Source organism: Lentzea sp. NPDC060358 (assembly GCF_042725365.1).
GTDB lineage: Bacteria > Actinomycetota > Actinomycetes > Mycobacteriales > Pseudonocardiaceae > Lentzea.
This window is the reverse complement of record NZ_JBHXCW010000113.1, coordinates 1-24,078: the sequence shown is the minus strand read 5'-3', so window position 1 is coordinate 24,078 and position 24,078 is coordinate 1. Positions and strand designations below refer to the sequence as shown.

Here is a 24,078-nt window from a genome sequence, read left to right as displayed (position 1 = left end):
CCGTCGTTCCGGCCGCGGTGGCGGAGGCGCCGAGGGCGAGGGCCAGCAGGAGCAGCGCTCCGAGCGGCCCGAACGCGCTGAGCGGCCCGATCGTTCCGAGCGCTCCGACCGTTCCGAGCGCCAGGACCGCGGCGAGCGGTCCGACAGGCCGGACCGGGGCGACCGCTCCGACCGCGGCGAGCGGGGCGGCCGTGACCGCAACCGCGACCGCGGTGAGCGCGGCGACCGCGGTGGCCGGGACGACCGCCAGGGCGGCAACCAGCAGGGCGACGACGACGGTGACGGCCGTCGCGGCCGCTTCCGCGACCGCCGCCGCCGCGGTGGCCGTGGCGAGGGCAACGAGCGTCCGGACCGCGAGACCGAGGTCCGCGACGACGACGTCCTGCTCCCGGTCGCGGGCATCCTCGACGTGCTGGAGAACTACGCGTTCGTCCGCACCTCGGGCTACCTGGCGGGGTCGAACGACGTCTACGTGTCGCTGTCGCTGGTCCGCAAGTACGGCCTGCGCCGCGGCGACGCCCTCACCGGCGCCGTCCGCCAGCCGCGCGACGGCGAGCAGCAGCGCCAGAAGTTCAACCCGCTGGTCCGCGTCGACAAGATCAACGGCCTGGACCCGGACGAGGCGCGCAACCGCCCGGACTTCACGAAGCTGACGCCGCTCTACCCGAACGAGCGTCTGCGCCTCGAGACCGAGCCGCACATCCTCACCACCCGCGTCATCGACCTGGTGATGCCGATCGGCAAGGGCCAGCGCGCCCTGATCGTGTCGCCGCCGAAGGCCGGCAAGACCTCGGTTCTGCAGTCGATCGCCAACGCGATCACGAAGAACAACCCCGAGTGCCACCTGATGGTCGTCCTCGTGGACGAGCGTCCGGAAGAGGTCACCGACATGCAGCGCTCGGTGAAGGGCGAGGTCATCGCCTCGACCTTCGACCGCCCGCCGTCGGACCACACGACCATCTCCGAGCTCGCCATCGAGCGGGCGAAGCGCCTGGTCGAGATGGGCCACGACGTGGTCGTGCTGCTCGACTCGATCACCCGCCTGGGCCGCGCCTACAACCTGGCGGCGCCGGCCTCCGGCCGCATCCTGTCCGGTGGTGTCGACTCGACGGCGCTCTACCCGCCGAAGCGCTTCCTGGGCGCCGCCCGCAACATCGAGGGCGGCGGCTCGCTGACCGTCATCGCGACGGCGCTGGTGGAGACCGGTTCCGCGGGTGACTCGGTGATCTTCGAGGAGTTCAAGGGCACCGGCAACGCCGAGCTCAAGCTCGACCGCAAGATCGCGGACAAGCGCACGTTCCCGGCGGTCGACGTCGACTCGTCCGGCACGCGCAAGGAAGAGCTGCTGCTCTCCCCCGACGAGATGGCGGTCACGCACAAGCTGCGCCGGGTGCTGCACGCGCTCGACGGCCAGCAGGCGATCGACCTGCTGCTGGACCGGCTGCGGAAGTCGCGCACCAACATCGAGTTCCTGATGCAGGTGGCGAAGACCACGCCCGGGGCCGAGCAGGACTGATCCTCGGCGCCCGTTTCACGTGAAATTGCCTCCGCTGCTGGTCAGCGGGGGCAATTTTGCTGTGTTCACTCCAATGCCGCAGGGGGGTGTCCGGTCTCCCGGGAGTGTCAGACCTGGTGAGTACGTTGGGTCGCGGGGGAGCCTGAACACGAGGGGACCCCTGCGTGAGCCTGTCCGCAGGCGCTCGGCCGCGCCCACGTCACGGCCGCGCCCACATCGCAGCCGCGCCCACATCGCAGCCGCGCCCACATCACGGCCGCGCCCACGTCACGGCCGCGCCCACGTCACGGCCGCGCCCACGTCACGGCCGCGCCCACGTCACGGCCGCGCCCACGTCACGGCCGCGCCCACGTCGCAGCCGCGCCCACATCACAGCCGCCACCCAGGCGGCCAGCTCCGCTCCAACCGGAGCCACCCCAACCGGAGCCACCCACCGGAGCCACCCACCGGGGAGTCACCCCAACCGGGACCCACCCCGGCCGCCCCATCCCACAGCGGGCCCGCCTCACCGGCAGTCGGAGGCCGGTCGCTTCTCCTCCGTCTGCATCAGCGCCTGGAACACCAGCCCCAGCAGCACCGGCACCCCCACGATCGCCATCACCAGCGTGGGCACCTCCACCGCGCCCACCGCGACCCCGAGCCCCAGGACGGCGGCCAGGTACGGCCACCTCAGCCAGGCCCGCTGCCAGCGCCTGGGCCACCGGACGCCGCCCGACGCGGCGGCCGCCACGGCCACCCCCGCGCCGAAAACCGCAGGTGAGAGAGCTACCGTCGCCCAGGCGCCGGTCAGCAGCCCTGCCGACCCCATCAGGCCGAACACGGCGGTGGCGAACAAGAACGGCACCGACAGCCACAGTGCGAGGCTCATCGGGCGCTCGGCGGCGCAGAACACGGCACACAGTCTGAGGGACATCCGCCAACAACACTGAGTCGTATCCGGCTCTACGGCCGCACCTTGCGCCGAACGGCCTATCGCGGCGGTTGAGCGGTTGTGACTTCGCGCACGCCGCAGGTCGTGGAGCCGCTGCGGGAACAACCGCGTTTTTGCACGTGTTGAACGGTCTGGCAAACTAAACGGTCGAGTCCGGCTCCGGTTCACCCGTTCACCAACTGGGACCCGGCGGCCATCCTTGAAAGGGACAAGATCTTGAAGACTGGAATCCACCCGGAGTACACCGCCACCGAGGTGACGTGCAGCTGTGGCAACAGCTTCACCACCCGCAGCACCACCTCGGCGTCCGAGGTCCGCGTCGAGATGTGCTCGAACTGCCACCCGTTCTACACGGGCAAGCAGCGCATCCTGGACACCGGCGGTCGCGTCGCGCGCTTCGAGGCGCGTTACGGCAAGCGCAACAAGTAGCTGCTTTCACGGCGCCTGACCTCGGCCTCACGGCCGGGGCGGGCGCCGTCGCCGTTTCCAGGGGAACCCAACGAAAGCAGGAGAAGTGTCGCAGTCGCTGGACAGCTTGCTCGCCGAGTACGACGAGCTGGAGAAGAAGCTCGCGGACCCTTCCGTGCACGCTGACCAGGCGGGTGCGCGCAAGCTCGGCAAGCGGTACGCCCAGCTCGGGCCCATCGTGAAGACCGCGCGGGACATCGAGCAGGCGCGCGAGGACCTCGAGGCCGCGAAGGAGCTCGCCGCCGAGGACCGGGCCTTCCAGGAGGAGGTCGAGCAGATCGAGGAGCAGCTCCCCAAGCTCGAGGAGAAGCTCACCGAGCTGCTGCTGCCGCGCGACCCGCACGACGGCGACGACGTGCTGCTCGAGATCAAGTCCGGTGAGGGCGGCGAGGAGTCCGCGCTGTTCGCCGGCGACCTGCTGCGCATGTACACGCGGTACGCGGAGCGGCAGGGCTGGAAGGTCGAGATGCTCGACGGCACCGACTCCGACCTGGGCGGGTTCAAGGACGTCACGGTGTCCATCAAGACCAAGAGCGCCGTGCCGGACGGGGTCTGGAGCCGGCTGAAGTGGGAGGGCGGCGTGCACCGCGTGCAGCGCGTGCCCGTCACCGAGTCGCAGGGGCGCATCCACACCTCCGCCGCCGGCGTCCTGGTCTTCCCGGAGACCGAGGAGACCGCCGAGGTCGAGATCGACGAGAAGGACCTGCGCATCGACGTCTACCGGTCGTCCGGCAAGGGCGGTCAGTCGGTCAACACCACCGACTCCGCCGTGCGCATCACGCACCTGCCGACCGGCATCGTCACCTCGTGCCAGAACGAGCGCAGCCAGCTGCAGAACAAGGCCCGCGCCATGCAGGTCCTCCAGAGCCGCCTCGTGGCGCTCGCCGAGGAGCAGAAGGCGCAGGAGCAGTCGGACGCCCGGCGCACCCAGATCCGCACCGTTGACAGGAGTGAACGGGTGCGGACCTACAACTTCCCCGAATCGCGCATCTCCGATCACCGGGTTGGGTACAAAGCGCATAACCTGGACCAGGTCCTCGACGGAGACCTGGACGCGGTGGTGGACGCACTCGCCGCCGCCGACCGGGCGGAACGGCTCGCTGGCGGGTAGACCGACGTGAAGGGGCGCGTGTGGCCGAGATCCTGGTGAATCCTCTGAGCGCTCCCCTGGATCAACCGGTCGAAGTGCAGGTGGCCGGGTTGCAGCCCGGCCAGGCGATCACCGTGCAGCTGTCCACGGGCGACCGCGCCTCGCACGCGGTCTTCGAGGCCGACGACCGCGGTCTCGTCGACCTGACGCGGCACGCGCCCGTCGAGGGCAGCTACCGCGGGGTCGACCCGATGGGGTTGTTCTGGTCCCTCGAACGCACCGGCGGCAAGGCCGGACCCACCGTGCTCTCGGTCGAGGGCGTCGGTGACCGCGTGCTCGAACGGCTGACGCTGCCCGAGGGCGTGCAGCGGCAGAAGGTCCGCGAGAACGGGCTCGTCGGCACCCTGTTCGCCCCGGAGGACGACGGTGGTGACCTGCCGGGCGTCATCGTGCTCAGCGGCTCCGAGGGCGGCCTGCACGAGGCCGACGCGGCCCTGCTGGCCGCGCACGGGTTCGTCACGTTCGCGCTGGGCTACTTCGGCGTGAAGGGCCTGCCGGAGAACCTCGTCGACATCCCGCTCGAGTACTTCGGCAAGGCGATCGAGCACCTCTCGGAACGAGCGAGCGGCATCGGTGTCCTCGGCGGCTCGCGCGGCGGCGAGCTGGCGTTGCTGGTCGGCTCGACGTTCCCGCAGGTCAAGGCCGTGGTCAGCGTGGTCGGCAGCGGGGTGGTGACGCAGGCCATCGGGCCCGGCGCGAACCTGCTGCAGAAGCTCTCGTACGAGGCGGCGTCGTGGACGCTCAAGGGCGAGCCGCTGCCGTACCTGCCCTACTACGTGAGCGAGGAGCTGCGGGAACGGATCGTCAACGACGAACCGGTGCCGTTGCGGCTCGCGTTCGACCTGGGCGACGGCATCCCGGAGGACACCGAGATCCCGGTCGAGCGGATCGGCGGGGGTGTGTTGCTCATCTCGTCCGGGCAGGACGACGGGTGGCCCGGCGTCGAGCTGAGCGAGGTCGCGATGCGGCGGCTGAAGGACCACGACCACCCGTTCGCGTACGAGCACGTCGTGTATCCCGAGGCAGGACACCTGATCGCGGGCCCGCCGCACCGGCCGGCCACCGACGTGACTTATCCGGGGCCCGGTGTCACCTTCTCGGGTGGTGGTGTTCCGCGGGCCACCGCGCACGCGCGGGCGGACGCCTGGAAACGGACGGTTGAGTTCTTGCAGGAGCAGCTCGGGACCTAGGGTGTGTGCTTATGAGCGCACACTTTGATGTCGTGGTCGTGGGTGCGGGTCCCGGCGGGTACGTCGCCGCGATCCGTGCGGCTCAGCTCGGGCTGAAGACCGCCATCGTCGAGGAGAAGTACTGGGGCGGCGTCTGCCTGAACGTCGGCTGCATCCCGTCGAAGGCACTGCTGCGCAACGCCGAGCTGGCGCACCTCTTCACGCACGAACAGAAGACGTTCGGCATCAAGGTCGACGGCACCGTCAGCTTCGACTACGGCGCCGCGTGGCAGCGCAGCCGCAAGGTCGCGGACGGGCGCGTCAAGGGCGTGCACTTCCTGATGAAGAAGAACGGCATCACCGAGTTCAACGGGTGGGCCAACTTCACCGACGAGCACACCCTGACCGTCGGGGACGAGACCATCACGTTCGGCCACGCGATCCTCGCCGTGGGCGCCACGACCCGGATGCTGCCGAACACGCAGAAGTCCGACCGCGTCGTGACCTACGAAGAGCAGATCATGACCGAGGAGCTGCCCGGCTCGATCGTCATCGCGGGCGCGGGCGCCATCGGCGTCGAGTTCGCCTACGTGATGCACAACTACGGCGTGAAGGTCACCATCGTCGAGTTCCTCGACCGGATGGTGCCGCTCGAGGACGCCGAGGTCTCGGCCGAGCTCCTCAAGCGCTACAAGAAGATGGGCGTCGACGTCCGCGTCGGCACGCGCGTCGAGTCGATCGACGAGTCGGGCCCGAAGGTCCGCGTCACCGTCTCGAAGAACGGTGCCGAGGAGGTCATCGAGGCCGACAAGGTCATGCAGGCCATCGGTTTCGTGCCGCGCGTCGAGGGCTACGGCCTCGAGAACACCGGCGTGAAGCTCACCGAGCGCGGCGCGATCGACATCGACGGCCGCGGCCGCACGTCCGTGCCGCACATCTTCGCCATCGGCGACGTGACGGCGAAGCTGATGCTCGCGCACACCGCCGAGTCCATGGGCATCATCGCCGCGGAGACCATCGCGGGTGCCGAGACCATGGAGCTCGACTACGTGATGATCCCGCGCGCCACGTTCTGCCAGCCGCAGATCGCGTCCTTCGGCTACACCGAGGAGCAGGCCCGCGAGAAGGGCTACGACGTCCAGGTCGCGAAGTTCCCGTTCACCGCGAACGGCAAGGCGCACGGCCTCGCCGAGCCCGGCGGGTTCGTGAAGCTGATCAGCGACAAGACGCACGGCGAGCTGCTCGGCGGCCACATCATCGGCCCCGAGGCGACCGAGCTGCTGCCCGAGCTCACGCTGGCGCAGCAGTGGGACCTCACCGTCCACGAGGTCGCGCGCAACGTCCACGCCCACCCGACGCTGTCGGAAGCGGTCAAGGAAGCGGTGCACGGCCTGGCCGGGCACATGATCAACTTCTGAGGTGGACTCCGCTCCGATGATGAACCGGCAGCCGCTGCGCCTCGCCGTGTCCGAGGCGGCCAAGATCCTCGCCGAGGCGGGGGTCGACAGCCCGCGAGTCGACGCGGAGTTCCTCGCCGCGCACGTGCTCGGCGTGGAACGGGGGCGGCTGCCGCTCATCCCGCTGGTCGACCCGCCGGTGGTCGACCAGCTGCACAAGCTGGTGCGGACGCGGGCCTCGCGCATCCCGTTGCAGCACATCCTCGGCTGGGCGCCGATGGGCGCCATCACGGTCGAGGTCGGGCCGGGCGTGTTCGTGCCCCGGCCCGAGACCGAGCTGCTGATGGAGTGGGGCCTGAAGGCGCTGGCCGGCACCAGCTCGCCGGTGGTCGTGGACCTGTGCACGGGCACGGGCGCGCTGGCGTTGTCGATCGCGGCCGCCCGCCCGGACGCGGTGGTGCACGCGGTCGAGATCGACCCGCAGGCGCTGTCGTGGACCCGCCGCAACGCCGACGCGCGGGCCGCCGCGGGCGACACGCCGATCCGGCTGCACTTCGGCGACGCCACCGACCCGGCGCTGCTGTCCGATCTGGACGGTCAGGTCGACCTCGTGGTGTGCAACCCGCCGTACGTGCCGGAGGGCACGCCCGTGCAGCCCGAGGTGGGCGAGCACGACCCGCACCGCGCGGTGTTCTCCGGAGCGGACGGCCTCGACGTGATCCGGCACGTGGTGTCGGCGGCCGCGCGGTGGCTCAAGCCCGGTGGCGCGGTGGGCGTCGAGCACGACGACACGCAGGGCGAGTCCGTGCCGGCGCTGCTGTCGGCGCGCCGGGTGCTCACGGACGTGGCCGACCACGCCGACCTGGCGGGACGGCCCCGGTTCGCGACCGCCCGCAGGGTCTGAGCCCTCGGCCGCGACCGTCGCGGTCGAGACGAGCGGGAGAACCCCCTAGAACAGCGCGTCGAAGGCCTTCGCCAGCTCCCTCATCTGCTCGCCCAGGCCCCGGTCCGCCAGCTTCTCCATCAAGTGCTCGGTGACCTCCTTGCGCGGCCGGGGTTTGCGCGCCTCGACCCGGAGGTCGTCCACCGCCTCGATGGTCGAGGTGGGCGCCTGGGCGTCGTTGAGGTCCTCGCGCAGTTCGTCGAGCAGCCGCAGCACGGCGCTGACGTCCTGGATGTGTCCGATGTGGACGCCTGTCCCGAAGTCGCCCTCGATCACGGGTCCGCGGATTCCGAATTTGCGATCACTCATGAGCGTTCCTCGCGCGTGCTGTCGTGGTCCGTCACCTGCATGGCCCGTCGTGCGCACCCGCCGGGCGAGGTGCGCCGCCTGCCGCCGTTCGTGCGGGAGCCGCGCGCGGCCGGTCTCCGCGCGGTCGCGGGACCTGCGCCACTGCTCGCCCGCGCGGACTCCCCGCACCAGGACCTGCTGGACCTGGCGCCGCCGCCGGTCCCGCCCGTGCTCCTGCAGGGCGTTGAGCGCGGCGCGGTCGCGCTGGTGGTCGAGCCGGGCGCGAGCGGCCAGCGCCCGCGTGGTGTCGAGGCCCGCCGCGGTGCGGGGGTGGCCCCGGTGTCCGGCGGCCGCGGCGCGTGCCGCGTCCCGCTGCCGGCGCAGCGGGCTGCCGGCGACACCGAGCCGGGCGGCCGCGGAATCGGCCGAGTGGGCTCCGCCGCGTTCTCGCGAATGGCCGATTCCGCGCACTGCCCGGCGCGGTGAACGGCTCCGCAGCGGTAGCGGTGCGTGGCGGCCTGCAACGTTGATGAATCGTTTTCCATCAACGCGGCCGGAGTTGGCATTGTCCTGTCCACTTTCTGTCATTGAATCGAGCACCTGGTGTTCGTGCTGGTCAGGGACTTGGTGAGACGAGGAACAACGGGCATTCCGCACTGTCGTTGAGTACAATAGTCGGTCGAGGTCGGAATGGGGCGGGACAACCTGAATTCGCATTGTCAATGCGCCGAACGAGCGCATCTCACCACGCCGATCGCACTCCCGAGTCGCGGAGTTGCCAAAAGCTGGTCAATTGACCGACGTCCAACCGCATTGGGGGTGAATGGACGTAGGTTCTGAGGCGGGGAGGGCACGCGGTCACGCGCTTCGAGGAACCGCCGCCTCGCGCGTGACCGCGTGTGCGCCTTCCCGGGGAGCCTGGCTAGGCTCAGCGAGGTGAGCACGGTCTACGACTGCAGCGAACCGGACAACCGCGCGGCGGGACTCGCCGCGGCCGCCGGCGCGGTGCGCGGCGGGCGCCTCGTCGTCCTGCCCACCGACACGCTCTACGGCATCGGCTGCGACGCGTTCGACGCCGAAGCCGTCCGGAGCCTCCTCGACGCCAAGGGACGCGGGCCCGACATGCCCGTGCCCGTGCTCGTCGGCTCCTGGACCACCGTCGACGGGCTCGTGCTGAGCGTGCCGCGGCAGGCGAGGGCGCTCATCGAGGCGTTCTGGCCGGGCGGCCTGAGCCTCGTGCTCCCGCACGCGCCGAGCCTCGCCTGGGACCTCGGGCAGACCCGCGGCACGGTCATGCTGCGCATGCCGCTGCACCCGGTGGCGCTCGAGCTGCTGCGCGACGTCGGCCCGATGGCCGTGTCCAGCGCCAACAGGTCGGGGAACGCGCCGGCCGCCAGCGCGCAGGAGGCCCTCGACCAGCTCGGCGACGCCGTGCCGGTCTACCTGGACGGCGGGCTGAGCGGGGAGAACGTCCCCTCGACCATCGTCGACCTCACGGGCCCCGACGCGCTGATCCTGCGCGAGGGCGCCGTCGGCAAGGCGCAGATCGACGAGGTCCTCGGCATCGAGGTGGACGTCGCGCGGTAGGGCGCGGCTGCCAGAATCGATGCCAGAATTGATCATGGCGCCGCGGGTACCGTGGCGTGCACCCCGAACACCCCCGATTGATTGGTAGGCCCGTGGGGCCCGCATCCTCGTTCGTCCTCCCCGTGCGCGAGTACCTGCTCGTCGCGCTGATCGCCGCCGTCGTGACGTTCCTGCTCGTCGGCCTGGTGCGCGCGATGGCGTTCCGGCTCGGGGCAGTGGCCTACCCGCGGCAGCGCGACGTGCACGTGCAGCCGATGCCGCGCATGGGCGGCGTCGCCATCTACGGCGGCGTGCTGTGCGGCATGTTCGTGGCGCACCAACTGCCCGTGCTGCGTGCGGCGTTCGACTTCTCCAACGACCCGTGGGGCGTCATCGTCGCGGGCGGCGTCATCGTGCTCGTGGGCGCGATCGACGACAGGTTCGAGCTCGACTCGCTCACCAAGCTCGCGGGCCAGGTCACCGCGGCGGGCATCCTGGTGCTCTTCGGTCTGCAGTGGATGATCGCGTGGGTGCCGTGGGACGGCGGCGCGACCATCTCGCTGGACCAGAACCAGGGCGCGCTGCTGACCGTGCTGCTCGCGGTCACGATGATCAACGCGATGAACTTCGTCGACGGCCTGGACGGCCTGGCCGCCGGCATCGGCCTGATCGCCGCCGCCGCCACGTGCGCGTTCTCGATCGGCCTGCTCGTCCAGCGCCAGGGCGCGGTCGAGGCCTACCCGCCCGCGCTGATCGCCGCCACGCTGGCCGGCGCCTGCCTGGGCTTCCTGCCGCACAACTTCAACCCGGCGCGCATCTTCATGGGCGACTCGGGGTCCATGCTCATCGGCCTCATGCTCGCGGCCGCCACCACGAGCGCCTCCGGCAAGATCAACCAGGCCGACAACAGCGCCGCCGACCTCCTCGGTCTGCTCTCGCCGCTGATCGTCGTCGCCGCCGTGCTGTTCGTGCCGGTGCTCGACCTGCTGATGGCCATCATCCGCCGCACCCGGCGCGGCGAGAGCCCGTTCTCCCCGGACAAGATGCACCTGCACCACCGGTTGCTGGAGATCGGCCACTCGCAGCGCCGCGCGGTGCTGCTCATCTACCTGTGGGCCGGTGTGCTGGCGTTCGGCGCCGTCGCGCTGACGCTCTTCGACCCGGTCATCGTGGCCACGTGCTTCGTGATCGGGCTGATCGTGACGTTCGTGGTGTCGGTGATCCCGCGGCTGCGGGAAGCCCGCAAGTCGTGACGAAAGCGGCCCGAGTTGTTCACCGGGTGTTCGGGCGGCGTTGTTTGGACCCGCTTAACCGGCGTTAACCCGGGGCTGCCTGCAAGCGCGCGAAAGCGAGTTCCTACACTTCGGGACATGAGCGACGCGGACAAGGCCGTCACGCACGAGCTGACCGTCCAGCGACTCGCCGGGGAAATGTTCCGCGAGGCCGCGTGGGCCGCGCTCGGCACGTTTGTCCTCGGTGTCGTCGTGTCCACGGTGATCTGGGGGACCGCCGGTCTCTACGGATCATTGATCGGTGGTGCCATCGCCATCGGTTCGAGCCTCGCCACGCTGTTGTTGATGCGCAAGACGGCGGCTCTCGACCCGATGTTCGTGATGGTCGCCGCTCTCGGTGGATTCATGGGCAAGCTGATCGTGTTGCTGATCGCGGTCATCCTGTTGCGCAACCAGCCGTGGCTCGAACCCAAGGCACTGGGAATCACCCTGGTGGCCACCGTGCTCGTGACGTCGTTCCTGGAGGCCAGAGCCTCCAGGCGCAGCCGTAGCCAGATGGTCGTCCCCGCCTCCGACGGCGCCTAGACCTGCTGATATGGTCCGCGCAGACCAGGGACACCCGATAGCAGGGGTGCCTCTGGTAGTCGCTTGCGAACCGTAAGGTACGTTAAGTCCAGATCGTGACGATTCCCCCGGCGGAGTGAACGCCGGCCGGGAGAACCGGAAGGAACACAGTGACCAAGTTGCTGGCTTCGGGGGGCGAGTTCGTCGCTCCCGGTGTGAAGGACTTCTTCCTCCCGCCGATCTTCGGCTCGGTCACGAAGCCGATGGTCCTGCTGGTGCTGTCGATCGTGATCATCGGCGCCTTCTTCATCGCGGCGACCCGCAACCTGAAGGTCGTTCCCGGCAAGTTCCAGTTCGCCGCCGAGTCCGCTTACGACTTCGGGCGCAACAGCATCGCGCGGGAGCAGATCGGCGCGAAGGACTTCAAGCCCTTCGTCCCGCTGATTCTCACGATCTTCTGCTTCATCCTGGTGAACAACCTGTTCGGGCTCATCCCGGTCATCCAGTTCCCGACGATGTCGCACATCGGCTTCCCGCTCGCAGTTTCGCTGCTCGTCGTTTACCCGGTGTACCACTTCGTCGGGTTCAAGCGGCACGGCTTCGTGGGCTACTTGAAGCACCAGACGATTCCGCCGGGCGCACCGTGGTTCGTGCTCCCGCTGCTGATCCCGATCGAGTTCTTCCAGAAGTTCATCCTGAACCCGCTCACGCTGGCGATCCGAGTTTTCGCGGCCATGTTCGCCGGACACCTGCTCCTGCTGGTGTTCACCCTGGCCGGTGAGTTCCTCCTCTTCAACGGCGGGATCACCGTCATCGTGGCGCCGGTGTCCTTCGCCTTCGCCATCGCGCTGACCTTCCTGGAGGCACTGATCATGTGCCTGCAGGCCTACATCTTCGCGCTGCTGTCTGCCAGCTACATCGGCATGGCGCTGGCAGAAGAGCACTGAGAAACAGCACAAAGCCTCCGATCCGCGAACTCTCGCGGACCGAGTTGGAAAGGGAACAGCAACAGTGAGCGCTCTCCAGATCGCCCAGGACGCCGTCAACATCAACCCGGGTCTTGCGGCCATCGGTTACGGCCTCGCCGCCATCGGCCCCGGCATCGGCGTCGGTCTGATCTTCTCCTCGGTCATCAGCGGCACCGCCCGTCAGCCGGAGGCCCGCGGCGTTCTGCTCGGCCTCGCGTGGACCACCTTCGCCATCGTCGAGGTCCTCGCGCTGATCGGCTTCGTCGTGTACTTCATCGCGACCGCGGCCTGACCTAACCCTTCAACGCGTTAGGAGTCGTCGTGATCGACACCCTGATCGTGGCCGCGGGGGACGAAGTCAACCCGGTCATCCCGCACCCGGCGGAGATCATCCTCGGTCTCGTCGCGTTCCTGCTCCTCCTCTTCGTCATCCAGAAGTTCGTGTCGCCGAGGTTCGAGGCGCTGTACGCGGAGCGGACGGCCAAGATCGAGGGTGGCATCGAGAAGGCGGAGCAGGCCCAGGCCGATGCTCAGCGCACTCTCGAGCAGTACAAGGAGCAGCTGGCCGAGGCTCGTGCCGAGGCCGCGCGCATCCGCGACGACGCCAGGGCGGAAGGCCTGCAGATCGTCGAGGAGATGCGTGAGCAGGCGCAGGCCGAGTCCGCGCGCATCGTCGCGCAGGGCCAGCACCAGCTGGACGCCCAGCGCGCCCAGATCGTCGCGGAGCTGCGCGCCGACCTCGGCCGCACCGCCGTCGAGCTGGCGAGCAAGGTCGTGGGCGAGTCCCTCGAGGACGAGTCCCGCCGCCGCGGCACCGTCGACCGCTTCCTCAACGAGCTGGACGCCGTCGCGGCGCCGGCGAGCAAGTAGAGGCTGCCGATGACGTTGCATGCCGCAAGTCGTGAAGCTCTGGCAGCCGCGGAACTGCGGCTGCTGGAGCTGGCCGACGCCACCACGTCGACGAACGACCTCGCCAAGCTCGGCGAGGAGCTCTTCGCCGTGCTCGGCCTGCTGATCGAGCAGCGGACGCTGCGCGGCGCCCTCGCCGACGCCTCGTCCGAGCCCGCCGGTCGTGAGCAGCTGCTCCGCGGTCTGTTCACGGGCAAGGTGAGCGACGCGACCCTGCAGGTGCTGGTCGCCGTCGTGACCGCGCGCTGGTCCAGCCCGCGCGAGCTCGTCGACGGCGTCGAGTCGCTCGCCCGCACCGCGCTGCTGGTGCGTGCCGAGCGCGACGGTCAGCTCGACTCGACCGAGGACGAGCTCTTCCGCCTCGGCCGCATCGTCGCAGGCTCGAACGAGCTCGAGCTGCTGCTGGCGGACCCCGCCGGTGACACCTCCGGCAAGGTCGCGCTGGTCGACTCCCTGATCCAGGGCAAGGTCAGCCCCGTCACCAAGACGCTGGTGGACCAGCTGGTGCGCAACCCGCGCGGAGTGCGCGTGGCGGACGGGCTCTCCGAGCTCGCCGACCTGGCGGCCAAGCGCCGTCAGCGTTCCGTCGCGCACGTCCGGTCCGCGGTGGAGCTGACCGCGGAGCAGATCGACCGCTTGACCGCGACGCTGACCACGATCTACTCGCGCCCGATCGCGCTGCACGTGGAGGTCGACCCCGCACTGGGCGGCGGCCTCACGATCAAGATCGGCGACGAGATCATCGACGGAAGCGTCGCCGGCCGGTTGGCGGCACTGCGCCGCAATCTCGCCAGCTAGCCCCCGAGCCCTTTCCCAAGAACGAAGAAGTGAGAGCAGGAACGACATGGCGGAGCTGACGATCTCGTCGGACGAGATCCGCAGTGCGATCGAGAAGTACGTCTCGAGCTACTCCCCGGAGGTCAGCCGGGAAGAGGTCGGTACCGTCTCCGAGACCTACGACGGCATCGCCATCGTCGAGGGCCTTCCGGGCACGATGACCAACGAGCTGCTCGAGTTCCCCGGTGGCGTCCTCGGCGTCGCCCTGAACCTCGAGGTCCGCGAGATCGGTGCGGTCATCCTCGGTGACTTCGACAAGATCGAAGAAGGCCAGGAAGTCCGCCGCACCGGCAAGGTCCTCTCCGTGCCGGTCGGCGACGGCTTCCTCGGTCGCGTCGTCAACCCGCTGGGCACGCCGATCGACGGTCTCGGCGACATCGTCGCCGACGACAACCGCGCCCTGGAGCTGCAGGCCGCCACCGTGCTGCAGCGCCAGCCGGTGTCCGAGCCGATGCAGACCGGCATCAAGGCGATCGACGCGATGACCCCGATCGGTCGCGGCCAGCGCCAGCTGATCATCGGTGACCGCAAGACCGGCAAGACCGCGGTCTGCATCGACACGATCATCAACCAGAAGAAGGCCTGGGAGTCGGGCGACCCCACGCAGCAGGTCCGCTGCGTCTACGTCGCCATCGGCCAGAAGGGCTCCACCATCGCGGGCGTCAAGGCCGCGCTGGAGGAGGCGGGCGCGCTCGAGTACACGACGATCGTCGCCGCCCCGGCTTCCGACTCCGCCGGCTTCAAGTGGCTGGCGCCGTACACCGGCTCCGCCATCGGCCAGCACTGGATGTACGAGGGCAAGCACGTCCTCATCATCTTCGACGACCTGACCAAGCAGGCCGAGGCCTACCGCGCCATCTCGCTGCTGCTGCGCCGCCCGCCGGGCCGCGAGGCCTACCCCGGCGACGTCTTCTACTTGCACTCGCGTCTCCTCGAGCGTTGCGCGAAGCTGTCGGACGACCTCGGCGGCGGTTCGATGACGGGTCTGCCGATCATCGAGACCAAGGCGAACGACGTGTCGGCGTACATCCCGACCAACGTCATCTCGATCACCGACGGTCAGTGCTTCCTCGAGTCCGACCTCTTCAACGCCGGTGTCCGCCCGGCCGTCAACGTGGGTATCTCCGTCTCCCGCGTCGGTGGTGCCGCGCAGATCAAGGCCATGAAGGACGTCGCCGGCTCGCTGCGCCTCGACCTGTCGCAGTTCCGCGAGCTGGAGGCCTTCTCCGCGTTCGCGTCCGACCTCGACGCCGCCTCGCGCGCCCAGCTGGACCGCGGTGCCCGTCTGGTCGAGCTGCTCAAGCAGGGCCAGTACTCGCCGGTCGCCGTCGAGGAGCAGGTCGTCGAGATCTTCGCCGCGACCAAGGGCCACCTCGACGACGTCCCCGTCGCCGACATCCGCCGCTTCGTGGCCGACTTCAAGGACTCGCTGCGCCGCAACCACGCGGACCTGCTGGGCTCGATCGTCGAGACCAAGAAGTTCCCCGAGGACGCGCAGAAGCGGGTCGCGGACGCCATCGTCGACTTCAAGAAGCAGTTCACCGCTTCGGACGGCACGACGATCGTGAACGAGGCCCCGGCGAAGGCGCTCGACGCCGACAAGGTCGAGCAGGAGTCGGTCAAGGTCCACAAGCCCGAGCCCACCAAGAAGTGAGCTGAGGCATGGGAGCACAGATTCGGGAGCTCCGCCAACGGATCCGCACGGTCAACTCGACCAAGAAGATCACGAAGGCCTACGAGCTCATCGCGACGTCTCGCCTCGCGAAGGCGCAGACCAGGGTCGCGGCTTCCCGGCCGTACGCGGACGAGATCACGAACGTGCTCTCCGCGTTGGCCGAGGCCTCGGCGAACCTCGACCACCCGCTGCTGACGGAACGCCCGAACCCGAAGCGCGCCGCCGTCCTGGTCGTGACCAGTGACAAGGGCATGTGCGGTGGGTACAACGCGAACGTCCTCAAGGCCGCGGAGCAGCTGATCCAGCTGCTCAAGTCCGAGGGCAAGGAGCCGGTGCTGTACGCGACCGGCCGCAAGGCGATCGGGTACTACAACTTCCGCCGTCGCGAGGTCACCGCGTCGTGGAGCGGGTTCTCCCAGACCCCGCACTACGTCAACGCCGTCGAGGCGGGTGACGCGCTGGTGGAGGCGTTCCTGGAGGGCACGGAGAACGGTGGGCAGGGCGTGGACGAGATCCACGTCGTCTACACCGAGTTCAAGTCCATGCTGAGCCAGACGCCGACCGCCCGCCGGATCGCGCCGATGGACGTCGAGTACACCGGCGAGACCCCCAAGGGGCCGCGCGCGGTGTACGACTTCGAGCCCAGTGCGGAAGCGCTGCTCGGTGCGATGCTGCCCAAGTACGTGAAGACCCGGCTGTTCTCCGCGATGCTGGAGGCGGCGGCGTCGGAGTCGGCGGCACGCCGCACGGCCATGAAGGCCGCGACGGACAACGCGACGGAGCTCGTCCGGAACCTCAGCCGGGCTGCGAACTCGGCCCGTCAGGCCCAGATCACCCAGGAGATCAGCGAGATCGTCGGTGGCGCCTCCGCGCTTACCGGTGGCGCAGGAAGTGATGACTGACATGAGTGCTGCTACTGCCACCACCACCCGCACCGGTCGTGTGGTCCGGGTGATCGGTGCGGTCGTCGACGTGGAGTTCCCGCGCGACGCCGTGCCGGAGCTGTTCAACGCTTGCCACACCGAGATCACCTTCGAGGCGGTCGCCAAGACGCTGACCCTCGAGGTCGCGCAGCACCTCGGCGACAACCTGGTCCGCTGCATCTCGATGCAGCCGACCGACGGTCTCGTCCGCGGCGCGACCGTGACCGACTCGGGTGCCGCGATCTCGGTGCCCGTCGGTGACGTCGTCAAGGGCCACGTCTTCAACGCCCTCGGTGACTGCCTCGACCAGCCCGGCCTCGGCCGCGACGGCGAGCAGTGGGGCATCCACCGCAAGGCGCCCGCCTTCGACCAGCTCGAGGGCAAGACCGAGATCCTCGAGACCGGCATCAAGGTCATCGACCTGCTCACCCCGTACGTCAAGGGCGGCAAGATCGGCCTGTTCGGCGGCGCGGGTGTCGGCAAGACCGTGCTCATCCAGGAGATGATCACGCGTATCGCGCGTGAGTTCTCCGGCACGTCGGTGTTCGCCGGCGTCGGTGAGCGCACCCGTGAGGGCACCGACCTCCTCCTCGAGATGGAGGAGATGGGCGTTCTCAGCGACACCGCGCTGGTCTTCGGCCAGATGGACGAGCCGCCCGGCACGCGCATGCGCGTCGCGCTGTCCGCTCTCACGATGGCGGAGTACTTCCGCGACGTGCAGAACCAGGACGTGCTGCTCTTCATCGACAACATCTTCCGCTTCACCCAGGCCGGTTCCGAGGTGTCGACCCTGCTGGGCCGCATGCCTTCGGCCGTGGGGTACCAGCCGACGCTGGCGGACGAGATGGGTGAGCTCCAGGAGCGCATCACCTCGACCCGCGGTAAGTCGATCACGTCGCTGCAGGCCATCTACGTGCCCGCCGACGACTACACCGACCCCGCGCCGGCCACGACCTTCGCCCACCTGGACGCGACGACGGAGCTCTCCCGTCCGATCTCCCAGAAGGGCATCTACCCGGCCGTCGACCCGCTGTCGTCGTCGTCTCGAATCCTCGAGCCGTCGATCGTCGGCGAGGAGCACTACCGGGTGGCGCAGGAGGTCAAGCGGATCCTGCAGAAGTACAAGGAGCTGCAGGACATCATCGCCATCCTCGGCATGGACGAGCTCTCCGAGGAGGACAAGGTCCTCGTCGGTCGCGCGCGTCGTCTCGAGCGCTTCCTCGGCCAGAACTTCATCGTGGCCGAGAAGTTCACGGGTCAGCCCGGTTCGTTCGTGCCGATCAAGGACACGATCGAGGCGTTCGACCGCGTGTGCAAGGGCGAGTTCGACCACTTCCCGGAGCAGGCGTTCTTCTCCTGCGGTGGGTTGGACGACGTCGAGGCCAACGCCAAGAAGCTCGCCGGCAACTGAGCTTCTGTTCGTTCTGAAGGGCCGTTCCTCCTTTGCGGAGGGGCGGCCCTTCGGGTTTTGCGGGGGTTCGGTGTTGCGGGTGCCGCGTGGGTTCCAGCGTGGTCGTGCACCCCTTGCGTCGCTTGACGGCGCTGCCGAAATCGGTCGTGCCGCGCGCCTGGTGGTGGCAGGGTCGGGTCATGGCCTCACACGCGCCCTATGACGACCCGGGAACGCCGGACGTGCGGTCGCCCTGGCGGTACCTGTGGTGGCTGGTGTGGATGCAGCGCCGCCGGGTGCTCGCCGGGGCCTGGTGGGGGTCGTTGTGGATGTGCGGGCTGGTGCTGCCGCCCTACCTGATCTCCAGGGCCATCGCGGACGGTCTGCGGGGTGGTGACCGGGGCGCGCTCGTGTGGTGGTGCGGGTTGCTGGTGGGCGTCGTGGCGGTGCTGGCGTTGCTCGGGGTCGCGCGGCACCGGACGATGACGTTGGTGCGCACGGACGCGGCTTTGCGGACCGCCCAGGTGGTGGTCGAGCACGTCACGCGGCTCGGCGGGGTGGTGCGGCGGAAGTTGTCCGCCGGGGAGTTGACCTACCTGCAGAACGGGGACACGCAAAGGATTGCGCACGCGCTGACCAGCACCGGGCCCGGGGTCGGGGCCGTGGTCGCCTACGCGGTCACGGCGGTGCTGCTCGTGCGGATCTCGCCCCTGGTCGCCGTCGTGGTGCTGCTGGGGGTGCCCGTGCTGGCGGTGGTGACCGCGCCGGTGCTCAAGCGGCTGCACGTCGTGGAGGCCGGGTACCGGCAGAGCCAGGGGGAGCTGAGCTCGCGGGCCGGGGACATCGTGGCCGGGTTGAAGGTGCTGTCCGGGATCGGGGGCAAGCCCGCGTTCGAGGAGCGGTTCCGGGACAAGTCGCGGGACGTGCTGCGGGACGGCTACCGGGTGTCGGTGTGGCTGAGCTGGGTGCAGGTGCTGTGGGGGCTTCCGGCGCTGTTCCTCGGGGTCGTCACGTGGATCGTGGCGCGGCTCGCGTTGAGCGGCGCCATCACCGTCGAGGAGATGGTCGCGGTCTACCTCTACGTCGGGACTTTGGTCGTGCCCGTCAGCTTCTTCGTCGAGGGTGCGGACGCCATTCCGCGGGCGTTGGTGTCGGCCGGGCGGGTCATCGACCTGGTGCGGTTGCGGCCCGAGGAGAAAGACGCCGACGCGGAGCCGTTCGACATGAAGGACGGCGCGTTGACGGTGGTGGTGTCGTCGAACGCCGCGGCGGCACGGGAGGCCGTGGAGCGGTTGCCCGGGCAGGTCGTCGTGGCCGACAACGACGACTACCTCTTCCCCGGTCCGGTGCGCGAGGCGGTGTCGGTGGGGGTGCACGACGACGCCGAACTCGAGCGGGCGGTCTGGGTGGCCGCCGCCGCGGACGTCGTGGAAGCCCTGCCGGACGGGCTCGACTCGCACCTGGAGTCGCAGGGGCGCAACGTGTCCGGTGGTCAGCGGCAGCGGTTGCGGCTCGTCCGGGCGTTGCTCAGCGACCCGGAGGTGCTGGTGCTCGTGGAACCGACCTCGGCGCTCGACGCGGTCACGGAGGCCGCGGTGGCCGAGCGGGTGCGGCAGGCGCGGTGCGGGAAGACGACGGTGGTCGTCTCGTCGTCGCCGCTGTGGGCCGGGCAGGCCGACCAGGTCGTGCGGCTGGAGGCGAGCCGGTGACCCCGTTGCCCATCGCGGACCGGCGCGAGGTGCGGCGGGCGGCCATGCGGTTGCTGCGCGGCGAACGGCGTGCGCTCGTCGCGGTCCTGGTGCTCTCATCGCTGGCGGCGGTGAGCGGTCTCGCCGGGCCGTACCTGGTCGGCAAGATCGTCGGCGGGGTCGAGGCCGGCACGCTGACGGTGTCCACAGTGGACCTGTTCGCGCTCGGCGTGCTCGGTTCGGCGGTCGTGCACCTGCTGCTGGTGCGCTACAGCGGGGTGCAGACCATCCGGCTCGGCGAGCGGTTCCTGGCCTCGTTGCGCGAGGAGGCCGTGACGCGGTCGCTCGCCCTGCCCGCGCGGGTGGTGGACCGGCTGAGCACCGGTGACCTGCTGACCCGCGTCACGAGTGACATCGGCATCGTCGGGCAGGCGCTGCGGGACAGCGTGCCGCAGGTGTTCACCGGCGTGGTCGACCTGCTGGTGGTGCTCGCGGCGACGTTCTGGCTGGACCCCGTGCTCGGTCTGGCCGCACTGGTCGGGATGCCGTTCGTCGCCTGGGTCCTGCACTGGTACCTCGAGCGGGCGCGCGACGCGTACCTGGCGGAGAGCCGGGCGAACGGCGACGTCGCGGAGATCACCGCCGCCGTCGGCGAGGGCAGTCGCACGATCCGCACCTACGGGCTGCGGGACCGGCTGGTGGGCAGGGCGCGCGCCTCGATCGCACGCACCTACGAGACGCGGATGCGGACGTTGTTGCTGCGCAACGTGCTGTTCCCGGTCATCAACTTCGTCAGCATGCTGCCGACGGCGCTGGTGCTGCTGGCCGGCGGCCTGGTCTACGCGACCGACGGCGTGAGCATCGAGGTCGTCGTCACCGGGAGCCTCTACGTGTGGCGGCTCATCGAGCCGTTGGAACGCATCATGATGTGGGTCGAGTTCCTCCAGCGGGGCAGCGCGTCGTTCGCGCGGGTCGAGGGGATCGGGGCCGACCTGGAACCGGCGCCCGCCGTGCGCGAACCGCGGGACGACCGCATCGAGGTGCGCGGCGTCCGCTACTCCTACGTGAACGGGCACGAGGTGCTGCACGGCGTCGACCTCGTGGTGCGGCCGGGAGAACGGCTCGCGGTCGTCGGGGTGTCCGGTGCCGGCAAGTCGACGCTCGGCAGGCTGATCGCGGGCGTCGACCGGCCGGCGGAGGGCTCGGTGTGCGTCGGCGGGGTGCCCGTGGCGGACCTCGCGGCGGCCGGGGAGCAGCGGATCGTGCTCGTGACGCAGGAGCACCACGTGTTCATCGGCACGCTGCGGGAGAACCTGGCGCTGGCCGCACCGGACGCTCCGGACGACCGGCTCGCCGAGGCGTTGCGCACGGTCGACGCGCGCTGGTTCGACGACCTGCCCGACGGGCTCGACACCCTGCTCGGCGCGGGTGGCCTGGAGCTCGATCCCGCGCAGGCGCAACAACTCGCGCTCGCACGGGTCGAGGTCGCCGATCCGCACACGCTGGTGCTGGACGAGGCGACGTCGTCACTGGACCCGGCCACGGCCAGGCACGCCGAGCGCGCGATCGCGGCCGTGCGGGGGAGCCGCACGGTGATCGCGATCGCGCACCGGCTGCAGACCGCGCGGGACGCCGACCGGATCGCGGTCGTCGACGCGGGCCGCATCGTGGAGCTCGGGTCGCACGACGACCTGGTCGCGCGGGACGGCACCTACGCGACGCTCTGGCGGTCGTGGCACGGAGGTTAGAGCTGCACGGCCGCGGCCACGTCCCCGCGCCGCACCGCCACCTCCCTCGTGCCCGCGGGAGCCAGCCACGCGTGGATGCGCCCCTGCGGGCCGACGAGGGCGTCGAAGTCGGCCACGACGGTGCCCTGGCCGTCCGGCAGCGCCACCACGACCGGTGACCCCTTCACGGCCTTGCCGCCGAGCAGCGGGGCGCTGAACGAGCCGTCGTCCCGGTAGATCGCGCCGTACAGGTCGCCGTAGGCCTCGAACACCTCGGCGTAGCGGCCGTCGGGCAGCCACGCGCAGACGCTCCACTCACCCGTCGCGTCCCAGTCGACCAGGTAGTCGAGCATCCCCAGCCGTTGCAGGTCCGCCTTGGGCGACGGGGCGTTCTCCCGCCGCCACTTCACCCCGGTCACGGGGCTGTCCGACGCGCACTGCTGCCCCGTCCAGCCGAGGCCGGGGTGCGGCACGAACGCGGTGTCCGGCCGCCAGGCGAACCGGCCGCGCAACGGGTCCGAGAAGAAGTCGCGCGGCAGCGGGGCGGTGCTGCCGCGGACGAACACCGGCCGTTCGGACGGCGGTGCGCTGACCACCGCGACGCCGCCCGGTCCCAGCTCGGCCTCCTGCCACGTCCTGGTCAGCCGGCCGTCCTGGCCGCGCACCGGGTTCACCGACCAGAACACCCTGCTGCCCATGCCGAGCGCGAGGTAGGTCGACTGGTCGGGACCGAACCGGTAGAGCCCGATCTCCTGGCCGCGGTCGAGCTCGCGCTGCACCACCGCGTCCCCGGCGACGAGTCCGACGAGCAGCCGCGGCACCGGTTCGCCGTCGACCTCCACCCGCTGGGCGAGCAGCGCCGCCGGGCCGCTCGGGGTGGTCGCGGCCCAGAAGACGTGGGACGGCCCGGTGAACTCCGTCACGTTCTCGTACGGCCGCAGGCCCGAGTTCTTCGACCGGCCCCAGATGGCCTGCACCTGGCTGAGGAACGTCTGGTCGCCGGCCAGGTCCCCGGCCGTCGGCGCCGTCAGCCGCGCGTCGGCCACCGGTGGCGGGTCGGGGTGGGAGCGCGTCAGCAGCGCCCCGGTCGTGACCCCCGCGAGCAGCGCCACCGCGGCGGTCACCGCCACCAGCCTGCGCGTCTGCCGTCGTCGTCCCCCGGTCATCACGTCCCCCACGAACCCCGGTCGCACGTCCAGGTCCGCTGTCGCGGCCTCCATCGCCTGCTTCAGCTCCACGTCAGCACCTGCTCACCCATCAGCTCCCGCAGGCGGGCGAGCCCGCGCGAGGTCTGGCTCTTCACCGTGCCGACACCGCAGCCCAGCGCACGGGCGGTGTCGGCCTCGCTGAGGTCGTCGAAGAACCTCAGCACCAGCACGGCGCGCATCTTCTCCGGCAGTTGCGCCAGCGCGCGCACGACGCTGTCCGCGTCCACGACCTGCTCCTCGTGCCCTCTCGTGGCCGGCGTCCCCACGTGCTCCATCGGCGCCTCCGGCTTGCGGGAGCGCCTGCGCCACCGGTTCGCCGCCGCGTTCGCGAGTGCGGCGCGGGCGTACGACTCGGGCGAGGTCCTGATTCGCCGCCACTTGCCGTACATGCTCATGAGAACGTCCTGCAGAATGTCCTCAGCGGCACCTCTGTCGCCGCCGCAGAGCAGGTAGGCGGTGCGCAACAGGCTCTGCGAGCGCAACGCCACGAAGTCCTCGAAGTCCTGCATGTCCCCCCTTCGGCGGTTGTCGGAGGTACTGACACCGGGCGGGGCGGCAAGGTTGTCAGGCGACCGTTTAGACTCAGTTCGACTCCAGACGACGAGGGAGATACGCGTGGCCGAGATGACCGTTGAACTGGTCGCCGTTGAACGCCGCCTGTGGTCCGGTACGGCCACCTCTGTTTCGGCGCAGACGACCGAGGGCGAGATCGGCATCCTGCCCGGTCACGAGCCCGTTCTCGGCCAGCTGGTCGAGGGTGGCGTGGTGCGCATCCGCACGACCGACGGTGCCCTGGTCACCGCGGCCGTGCACGGTGGCTTCCTGTCCGTGACCGGTAGCGGCGTGTCCATCCTCGCGGAGGACGCCGACCTCGCGGACGAGATCGACGTGAACGCGGCGCGATCGGCGCTGCAGGACGCGGACGATGCCGAACGCGCACGTGCGACAGCGCGCGTGCGGGCCGTGGAACAGTCGGCCTGAGACCGGGCGCGAGGGCCCAGCCGTGGGGATCACCGAGATTGCCGGACTGGTCCTTGTCCTGGCTGTGGTCGTCATCGTCTACTTCGCGTGGCGCCGGGTCCGGCTGCTGCGCGAGGGCGGGGTGCACGTGGCCCTGCGCAGCCAGTTCGACGACCGCGGTCGCGGCTGGCACCTCGGGGTAGGGCACTACCGGGGCGACTCGTTCGCCTGGTTCCGGGTGTTGTCGCTCGGGTCGGGTCCCGACCAGCTGATCTCGCGCGACGGGCTGGAGATCGACGCCCGGCGCGAGCCGACCGGTCCCGAGGCGTACGCGATGCCGGTGGGCGCCACCGTGCTGCGGTGCCGGTCCGGGGCCGGTGAGGTCGAGATCGCGATGGGGCCGGACGCGCTGACCGGGTTCCTGTCCTGGCTGGAGGCTTCTCCGCCGGGGCGGTCGATCCCGTGGGCTTCTTGAGGCTGTGACGAAGGGCGCTCCCCGGTGGGGAGCGCCCTTCGCGTTCGGTGCGGTCCCTAGTGCGGTGGCCACGAACCCTTGCCGGGTTGTGCAC

The 24,078-nt window shown here is 70.1% G+C and carries 25 protein-coding genes; 21 read left to right on the top strand and 4 right to left on the bottom strand.

The window, feature by feature from the left end:
* On the top strand, window positions 1-1,516 hold a 1,516-nt coding region (gene rho, locus ACFWGZ_RS23235), incomplete at its 5' end, for a transcription termination factor Rho (RefSeq protein WP_382453653.1).
* Window positions 1,517-2,021: 505 nt separating this feature from the next.
* Here rho and ACFWGZ_RS23230 read toward each other — a convergent pair.
* Window positions 2,022-2,429, bottom strand: coding sequence for a hypothetical protein (locus ACFWGZ_RS23230; RefSeq protein ID WP_382453652.1), 408 nt, complete (start codon window positions 2,427-2,429; stop codon window positions 2,022-2,024).
* Between the two features lie 234 nt (window positions 2,430-2,663).
* Here ACFWGZ_RS23230 and rpmE point away from each other — a divergent pair, with 234 nt between their 5' ends.
* The 5 genes from rpmE to prmC all read left to right on the top strand — a co-directional run bounded on the left by rpmE (window position 2,664) and on the right by prmC (window position 7,535).
* Window positions 2,664-2,876 (top strand): 50S ribosomal protein L31, encoded by a 213-nt coding sequence (rpmE, locus tag ACFWGZ_RS23225; RefSeq protein WP_330853619.1) that lies wholly within the window; start codon window positions 2,664-2,666, stop codon window positions 2,874-2,876.
* Between the two features lie 85 nt (window positions 2,877-2,961).
* The gene (gene prfA / locus ACFWGZ_RS23220; protein WP_382453651.1) at window positions 2,962-4,026 is read left to right on the top strand and encodes a peptide chain release factor 1; all 1,065 of its coding nucleotides are present in this window, start codon (window positions 2,962-2,964) and stop codon (window positions 4,024-4,026) included.
* A 20-nt stretch (window positions 4,027-4,046) separates the two neighbouring features.
* The gene (locus tag ACFWGZ_RS23215; RefSeq protein ID WP_382453650.1) at window positions 4,047-5,255 is read left to right on the top strand and encodes an acyl-CoA thioester hydrolase/BAAT C-terminal domain-containing protein; all 1,209 of its coding nucleotides are present in this window, start codon (window positions 4,047-4,049) and stop codon (window positions 5,253-5,255) included.
* A gap of 11 nt (window positions 5,256-5,266) precedes the next feature.
* The gene (gene lpdA, locus ACFWGZ_RS23210; RefSeq protein ID WP_382453649.1) at window positions 5,267-6,652 is read left to right on the top strand and encodes a dihydrolipoyl dehydrogenase; all 1,386 of its coding nucleotides are present in this window, start codon (window positions 5,267-5,269) and stop codon (window positions 6,650-6,652) included.
* A 19-nt stretch (window positions 6,653-6,671) separates the two neighbouring features.
* Window positions 6,672-7,535 carry a peptide chain release factor N(5)-glutamine methyltransferase gene (prmC, locus tag ACFWGZ_RS23205; protein ID WP_382453657.1) on the top strand — a complete coding sequence of 288 codons (864 nt, stop codon included), beginning with the start codon at window positions 6,672-6,674 and terminating at the stop codon, window positions 7,533-7,535.
* A gap of 45 nt (window positions 7,536-7,580) precedes the next feature.
* Here the strand turns inward: prmC and ACFWGZ_RS23200 are convergent, their stop codons facing one another.
* A complete protein-coding gene (locus tag ACFWGZ_RS23200; RefSeq protein ID WP_382453648.1) occupies window positions 7,581-7,883 on the bottom strand; it encodes a hypothetical protein in 303 nt (100 codons plus the stop codon).
* A gap of 39 nt (window positions 7,884-7,922) precedes the next feature.
* On the opposite strand from ACFWGZ_RS23200, the gene ACFWGZ_RS23195 reads away from it, so the two are divergent.
* The 13 genes from ACFWGZ_RS23195 (at window position 7,923) to ACFWGZ_RS23135 (ending at window position 21,362) form a co-directional block, all read left to right on the top strand.
* A complete protein-coding gene (locus ACFWGZ_RS23195; RefSeq protein ID WP_382453647.1) occupies window positions 7,923-8,348 on the top strand; it encodes a hypothetical protein in 426 nt (141 codons plus the stop codon).
* 450 nt (window positions 8,349-8,798) lie between these two features.
* Window positions 8,799-9,449 (top strand): L-threonylcarbamoyladenylate synthase, encoded by a 651-nt coding sequence (locus ACFWGZ_RS23190; RefSeq protein ID WP_382453646.1) that lies wholly within the window; start codon window positions 8,799-8,801, stop codon window positions 9,447-9,449.
* A 92-nt stretch (window positions 9,450-9,541) separates the two neighbouring features.
* Window positions 9,542-10,681, top strand: coding sequence for a glycosyltransferase family 4 protein (locus ACFWGZ_RS23185; protein WP_382453645.1), 1,140 nt, complete (start codon window positions 9,542-9,544; stop codon window positions 10,679-10,681).
* 117 nt (window positions 10,682-10,798) lie between these two features.
* The gene (locus ACFWGZ_RS23180) at window positions 10,799-11,245 is read left to right on the top strand and encodes a hypothetical protein (protein WP_382453644.1); all 447 of its coding nucleotides are present in this window, start codon (window positions 10,799-10,801) and stop codon (window positions 11,243-11,245) included.
* A gap of 149 nt (window positions 11,246-11,394) precedes the next feature.
* Window positions 11,395-12,171 (top strand): F0F1 ATP synthase subunit A, encoded by a 777-nt coding sequence (gene atpB, locus ACFWGZ_RS23175; RefSeq protein ID WP_382453643.1) that lies wholly within the window; start codon window positions 11,395-11,397, stop codon window positions 12,169-12,171.
* 64 nt (window positions 12,172-12,235) lie between these two features.
* Complete coding sequence (locus tag ACFWGZ_RS23170) at window positions 12,236-12,484, top strand: ATP F0F1 synthase subunit C (protein WP_382453642.1); 249 nt, start codon at window positions 12,236-12,238, stop codon at window positions 12,482-12,484.
* Between the two features lie 32 nt (window positions 12,485-12,516).
* Window positions 12,517-13,062, top strand: coding sequence for a F0F1 ATP synthase subunit B (locus ACFWGZ_RS23165; RefSeq protein WP_382453656.1), 546 nt, complete (start codon window positions 12,517-12,519; stop codon window positions 13,060-13,062).
* Between the two features lie 3 nt (window positions 13,063-13,065).
* Window positions 13,066-13,899, top strand: coding sequence for a F0F1 ATP synthase subunit delta (locus tag ACFWGZ_RS23160; RefSeq protein ID WP_382453655.1), 834 nt, complete (start codon window positions 13,066-13,068; stop codon window positions 13,897-13,899).
* Window positions 13,900-13,945: 46 nt separating this feature from the next.
* Entirely contained in the window at window positions 13,946-15,592 is a 1,647-nt protein-coding gene (atpA, locus tag ACFWGZ_RS23155) for a F0F1 ATP synthase subunit alpha (RefSeq protein ID WP_382453641.1), read from the top strand.
* Window positions 15,593-15,600: 8 nt separating this feature from the next.
* The gene (locus ACFWGZ_RS23150; RefSeq protein ID WP_382453640.1) at window positions 15,601-16,515 is read left to right on the top strand and encodes a F0F1 ATP synthase subunit gamma; all 915 of its coding nucleotides are present in this window, start codon (window positions 15,601-15,603) and stop codon (window positions 16,513-16,515) included.
* Window positions 16,508-17,947 (top strand): F0F1 ATP synthase subunit beta, encoded by a 1,440-nt coding sequence (gene atpD / locus ACFWGZ_RS23145; RefSeq protein WP_382453639.1) that lies wholly within the window; start codon window positions 16,508-16,510, stop codon window positions 17,945-17,947. The genes ACFWGZ_RS23150 and atpD overlap by 8 nt, the downstream gene beginning before the upstream one ends.
* Before the next feature lie 179 nt (window positions 17,948-18,126).
* Window positions 18,127-19,635 (top strand): ABC transporter transmembrane domain-containing protein, encoded by a 1,509-nt coding sequence (locus tag ACFWGZ_RS23140; RefSeq protein ID WP_382453638.1) that lies wholly within the window; start codon window positions 18,127-18,129, stop codon window positions 19,633-19,635.
* The gene (locus tag ACFWGZ_RS23135; RefSeq protein WP_382453637.1) at window positions 19,632-21,362 is read left to right on the top strand and encodes an ABC transporter ATP-binding protein; all 1,731 of its coding nucleotides are present in this window, start codon (window positions 19,632-19,634) and stop codon (window positions 21,360-21,362) included. The genes ACFWGZ_RS23140 and ACFWGZ_RS23135 overlap by 4 nt, the downstream gene beginning before the upstream one ends.
* Here the strand turns inward: ACFWGZ_RS23135 and ACFWGZ_RS23130 are convergent.
* The gene (locus ACFWGZ_RS23130; RefSeq protein WP_382453636.1) at window positions 21,359-22,579 is read right to left on the bottom strand and encodes a hypothetical protein; all 1,221 of its coding nucleotides are present in this window, start codon (window positions 22,577-22,579) and stop codon (window positions 21,359-21,361) included. The two genes, ACFWGZ_RS23135 and ACFWGZ_RS23130, sit on opposite strands and share 4 nt — an antisense overlap.
* Window positions 22,570-23,058, bottom strand: a complete 489-nt coding sequence (locus tag ACFWGZ_RS23125; protein ID WP_382453635.1) for a SigE family RNA polymerase sigma factor — start codon at window positions 23,056-23,058, stop codon at window positions 22,570-22,572. The genes ACFWGZ_RS23130 and ACFWGZ_RS23125 overlap by 10 nt, the downstream gene beginning before the upstream one ends.
* A gap of 115 nt (window positions 23,059-23,173) precedes the next feature.
* Between ACFWGZ_RS23125 and ACFWGZ_RS23120 the strand changes: the two genes are divergently transcribed.
* The gene (locus ACFWGZ_RS23120; protein WP_382453654.1) at window positions 23,174-23,530 is read left to right on the top strand and encodes a F0F1 ATP synthase subunit epsilon; all 357 of its coding nucleotides are present in this window, start codon (window positions 23,174-23,176) and stop codon (window positions 23,528-23,530) included.
* Between the two features lie 22 nt (window positions 23,531-23,552).
* The gene (locus ACFWGZ_RS23115) at window positions 23,553-23,984 is read left to right on the top strand and encodes a DUF2550 domain-containing protein (protein ID WP_382453634.1); all 432 of its coding nucleotides are present in this window, start codon (window positions 23,553-23,555) and stop codon (window positions 23,982-23,984) included.
* Window positions 23,985-24,078 lie beyond the last annotated feature (94 nt).

What these genes read in the sequence shown, in the direction of transcription:
- ACFWGZ_RS23230 (WP_382453652.1), bottom strand. Translation starts at nt 2,429, where the DNA reads ATGTCCCTCAGACTGTGTGCCGTGTTCTGCGCCGCCGAGCGCCCGATG.
- lpdA (WP_382453649.1), top strand. Translation starts at nt 5,267, where the DNA reads ATGAGCGCACACTTTGATGTCGTGGTCGTGGGTGCGGGTCCCGGCGGG.
- prmC (WP_382453657.1), top strand. Translation starts at nt 6,672, where the DNA reads ATGAACCGGCAGCCGCTGCGCCTCGCCGTGTCCGAGGCGGCCAAGATC.
- ACFWGZ_RS23200 (WP_382453648.1), bottom strand. Translation starts at nt 7,883, where the DNA reads ATGAGTGATCGCAAATTCGGAATCCGCGGACCCGTGATCGAGGGCGAC.
- ACFWGZ_RS23195 (WP_382453647.1), top strand. Translation starts at nt 7,923, where the DNA reads ATGGCCCGTCGTGCGCACCCGCCGGGCGAGGTGCGCCGCCTGCCGCCG.
- ACFWGZ_RS23180 (WP_382453644.1), top strand. Translation starts at nt 10,799, where the DNA reads ATGAGCGACGCGGACAAGGCCGTCACGCACGAGCTGACCGTCCAGCGA.
- atpA (WP_382453641.1), top strand. Translation starts at nt 13,946, where the DNA reads ATGGCGGAGCTGACGATCTCGTCGGACGAGATCCGCAGTGCGATCGAG.
- ACFWGZ_RS23150 (WP_382453640.1), top strand. Translation starts at nt 15,601, where the DNA reads ATGGGAGCACAGATTCGGGAGCTCCGCCAACGGATCCGCACGGTCAAC.
- atpD (WP_382453639.1), top strand. Translation starts at nt 16,508, where the DNA reads ATGACTGACATGAGTGCTGCTACTGCCACCACCACCCGCACCGGTCGT.
- ACFWGZ_RS23140 (WP_382453638.1), top strand. Translation starts at nt 18,127, where the DNA reads ATGGCCTCACACGCGCCCTATGACGACCCGGGAACGCCGGACGTGCGG.
- ACFWGZ_RS23125 (WP_382453635.1), bottom strand. Translation starts at nt 23,058, where the DNA reads ATGCAGGACTTCGAGGACTTCGTGGCGTTGCGCTCGCAGAGCCTGTTG.
- ACFWGZ_RS23120 (WP_382453654.1), top strand. Translation starts at nt 23,174, where the DNA reads ATGACCGTTGAACTGGTCGCCGTTGAACGCCGCCTGTGGTCCGGTACG.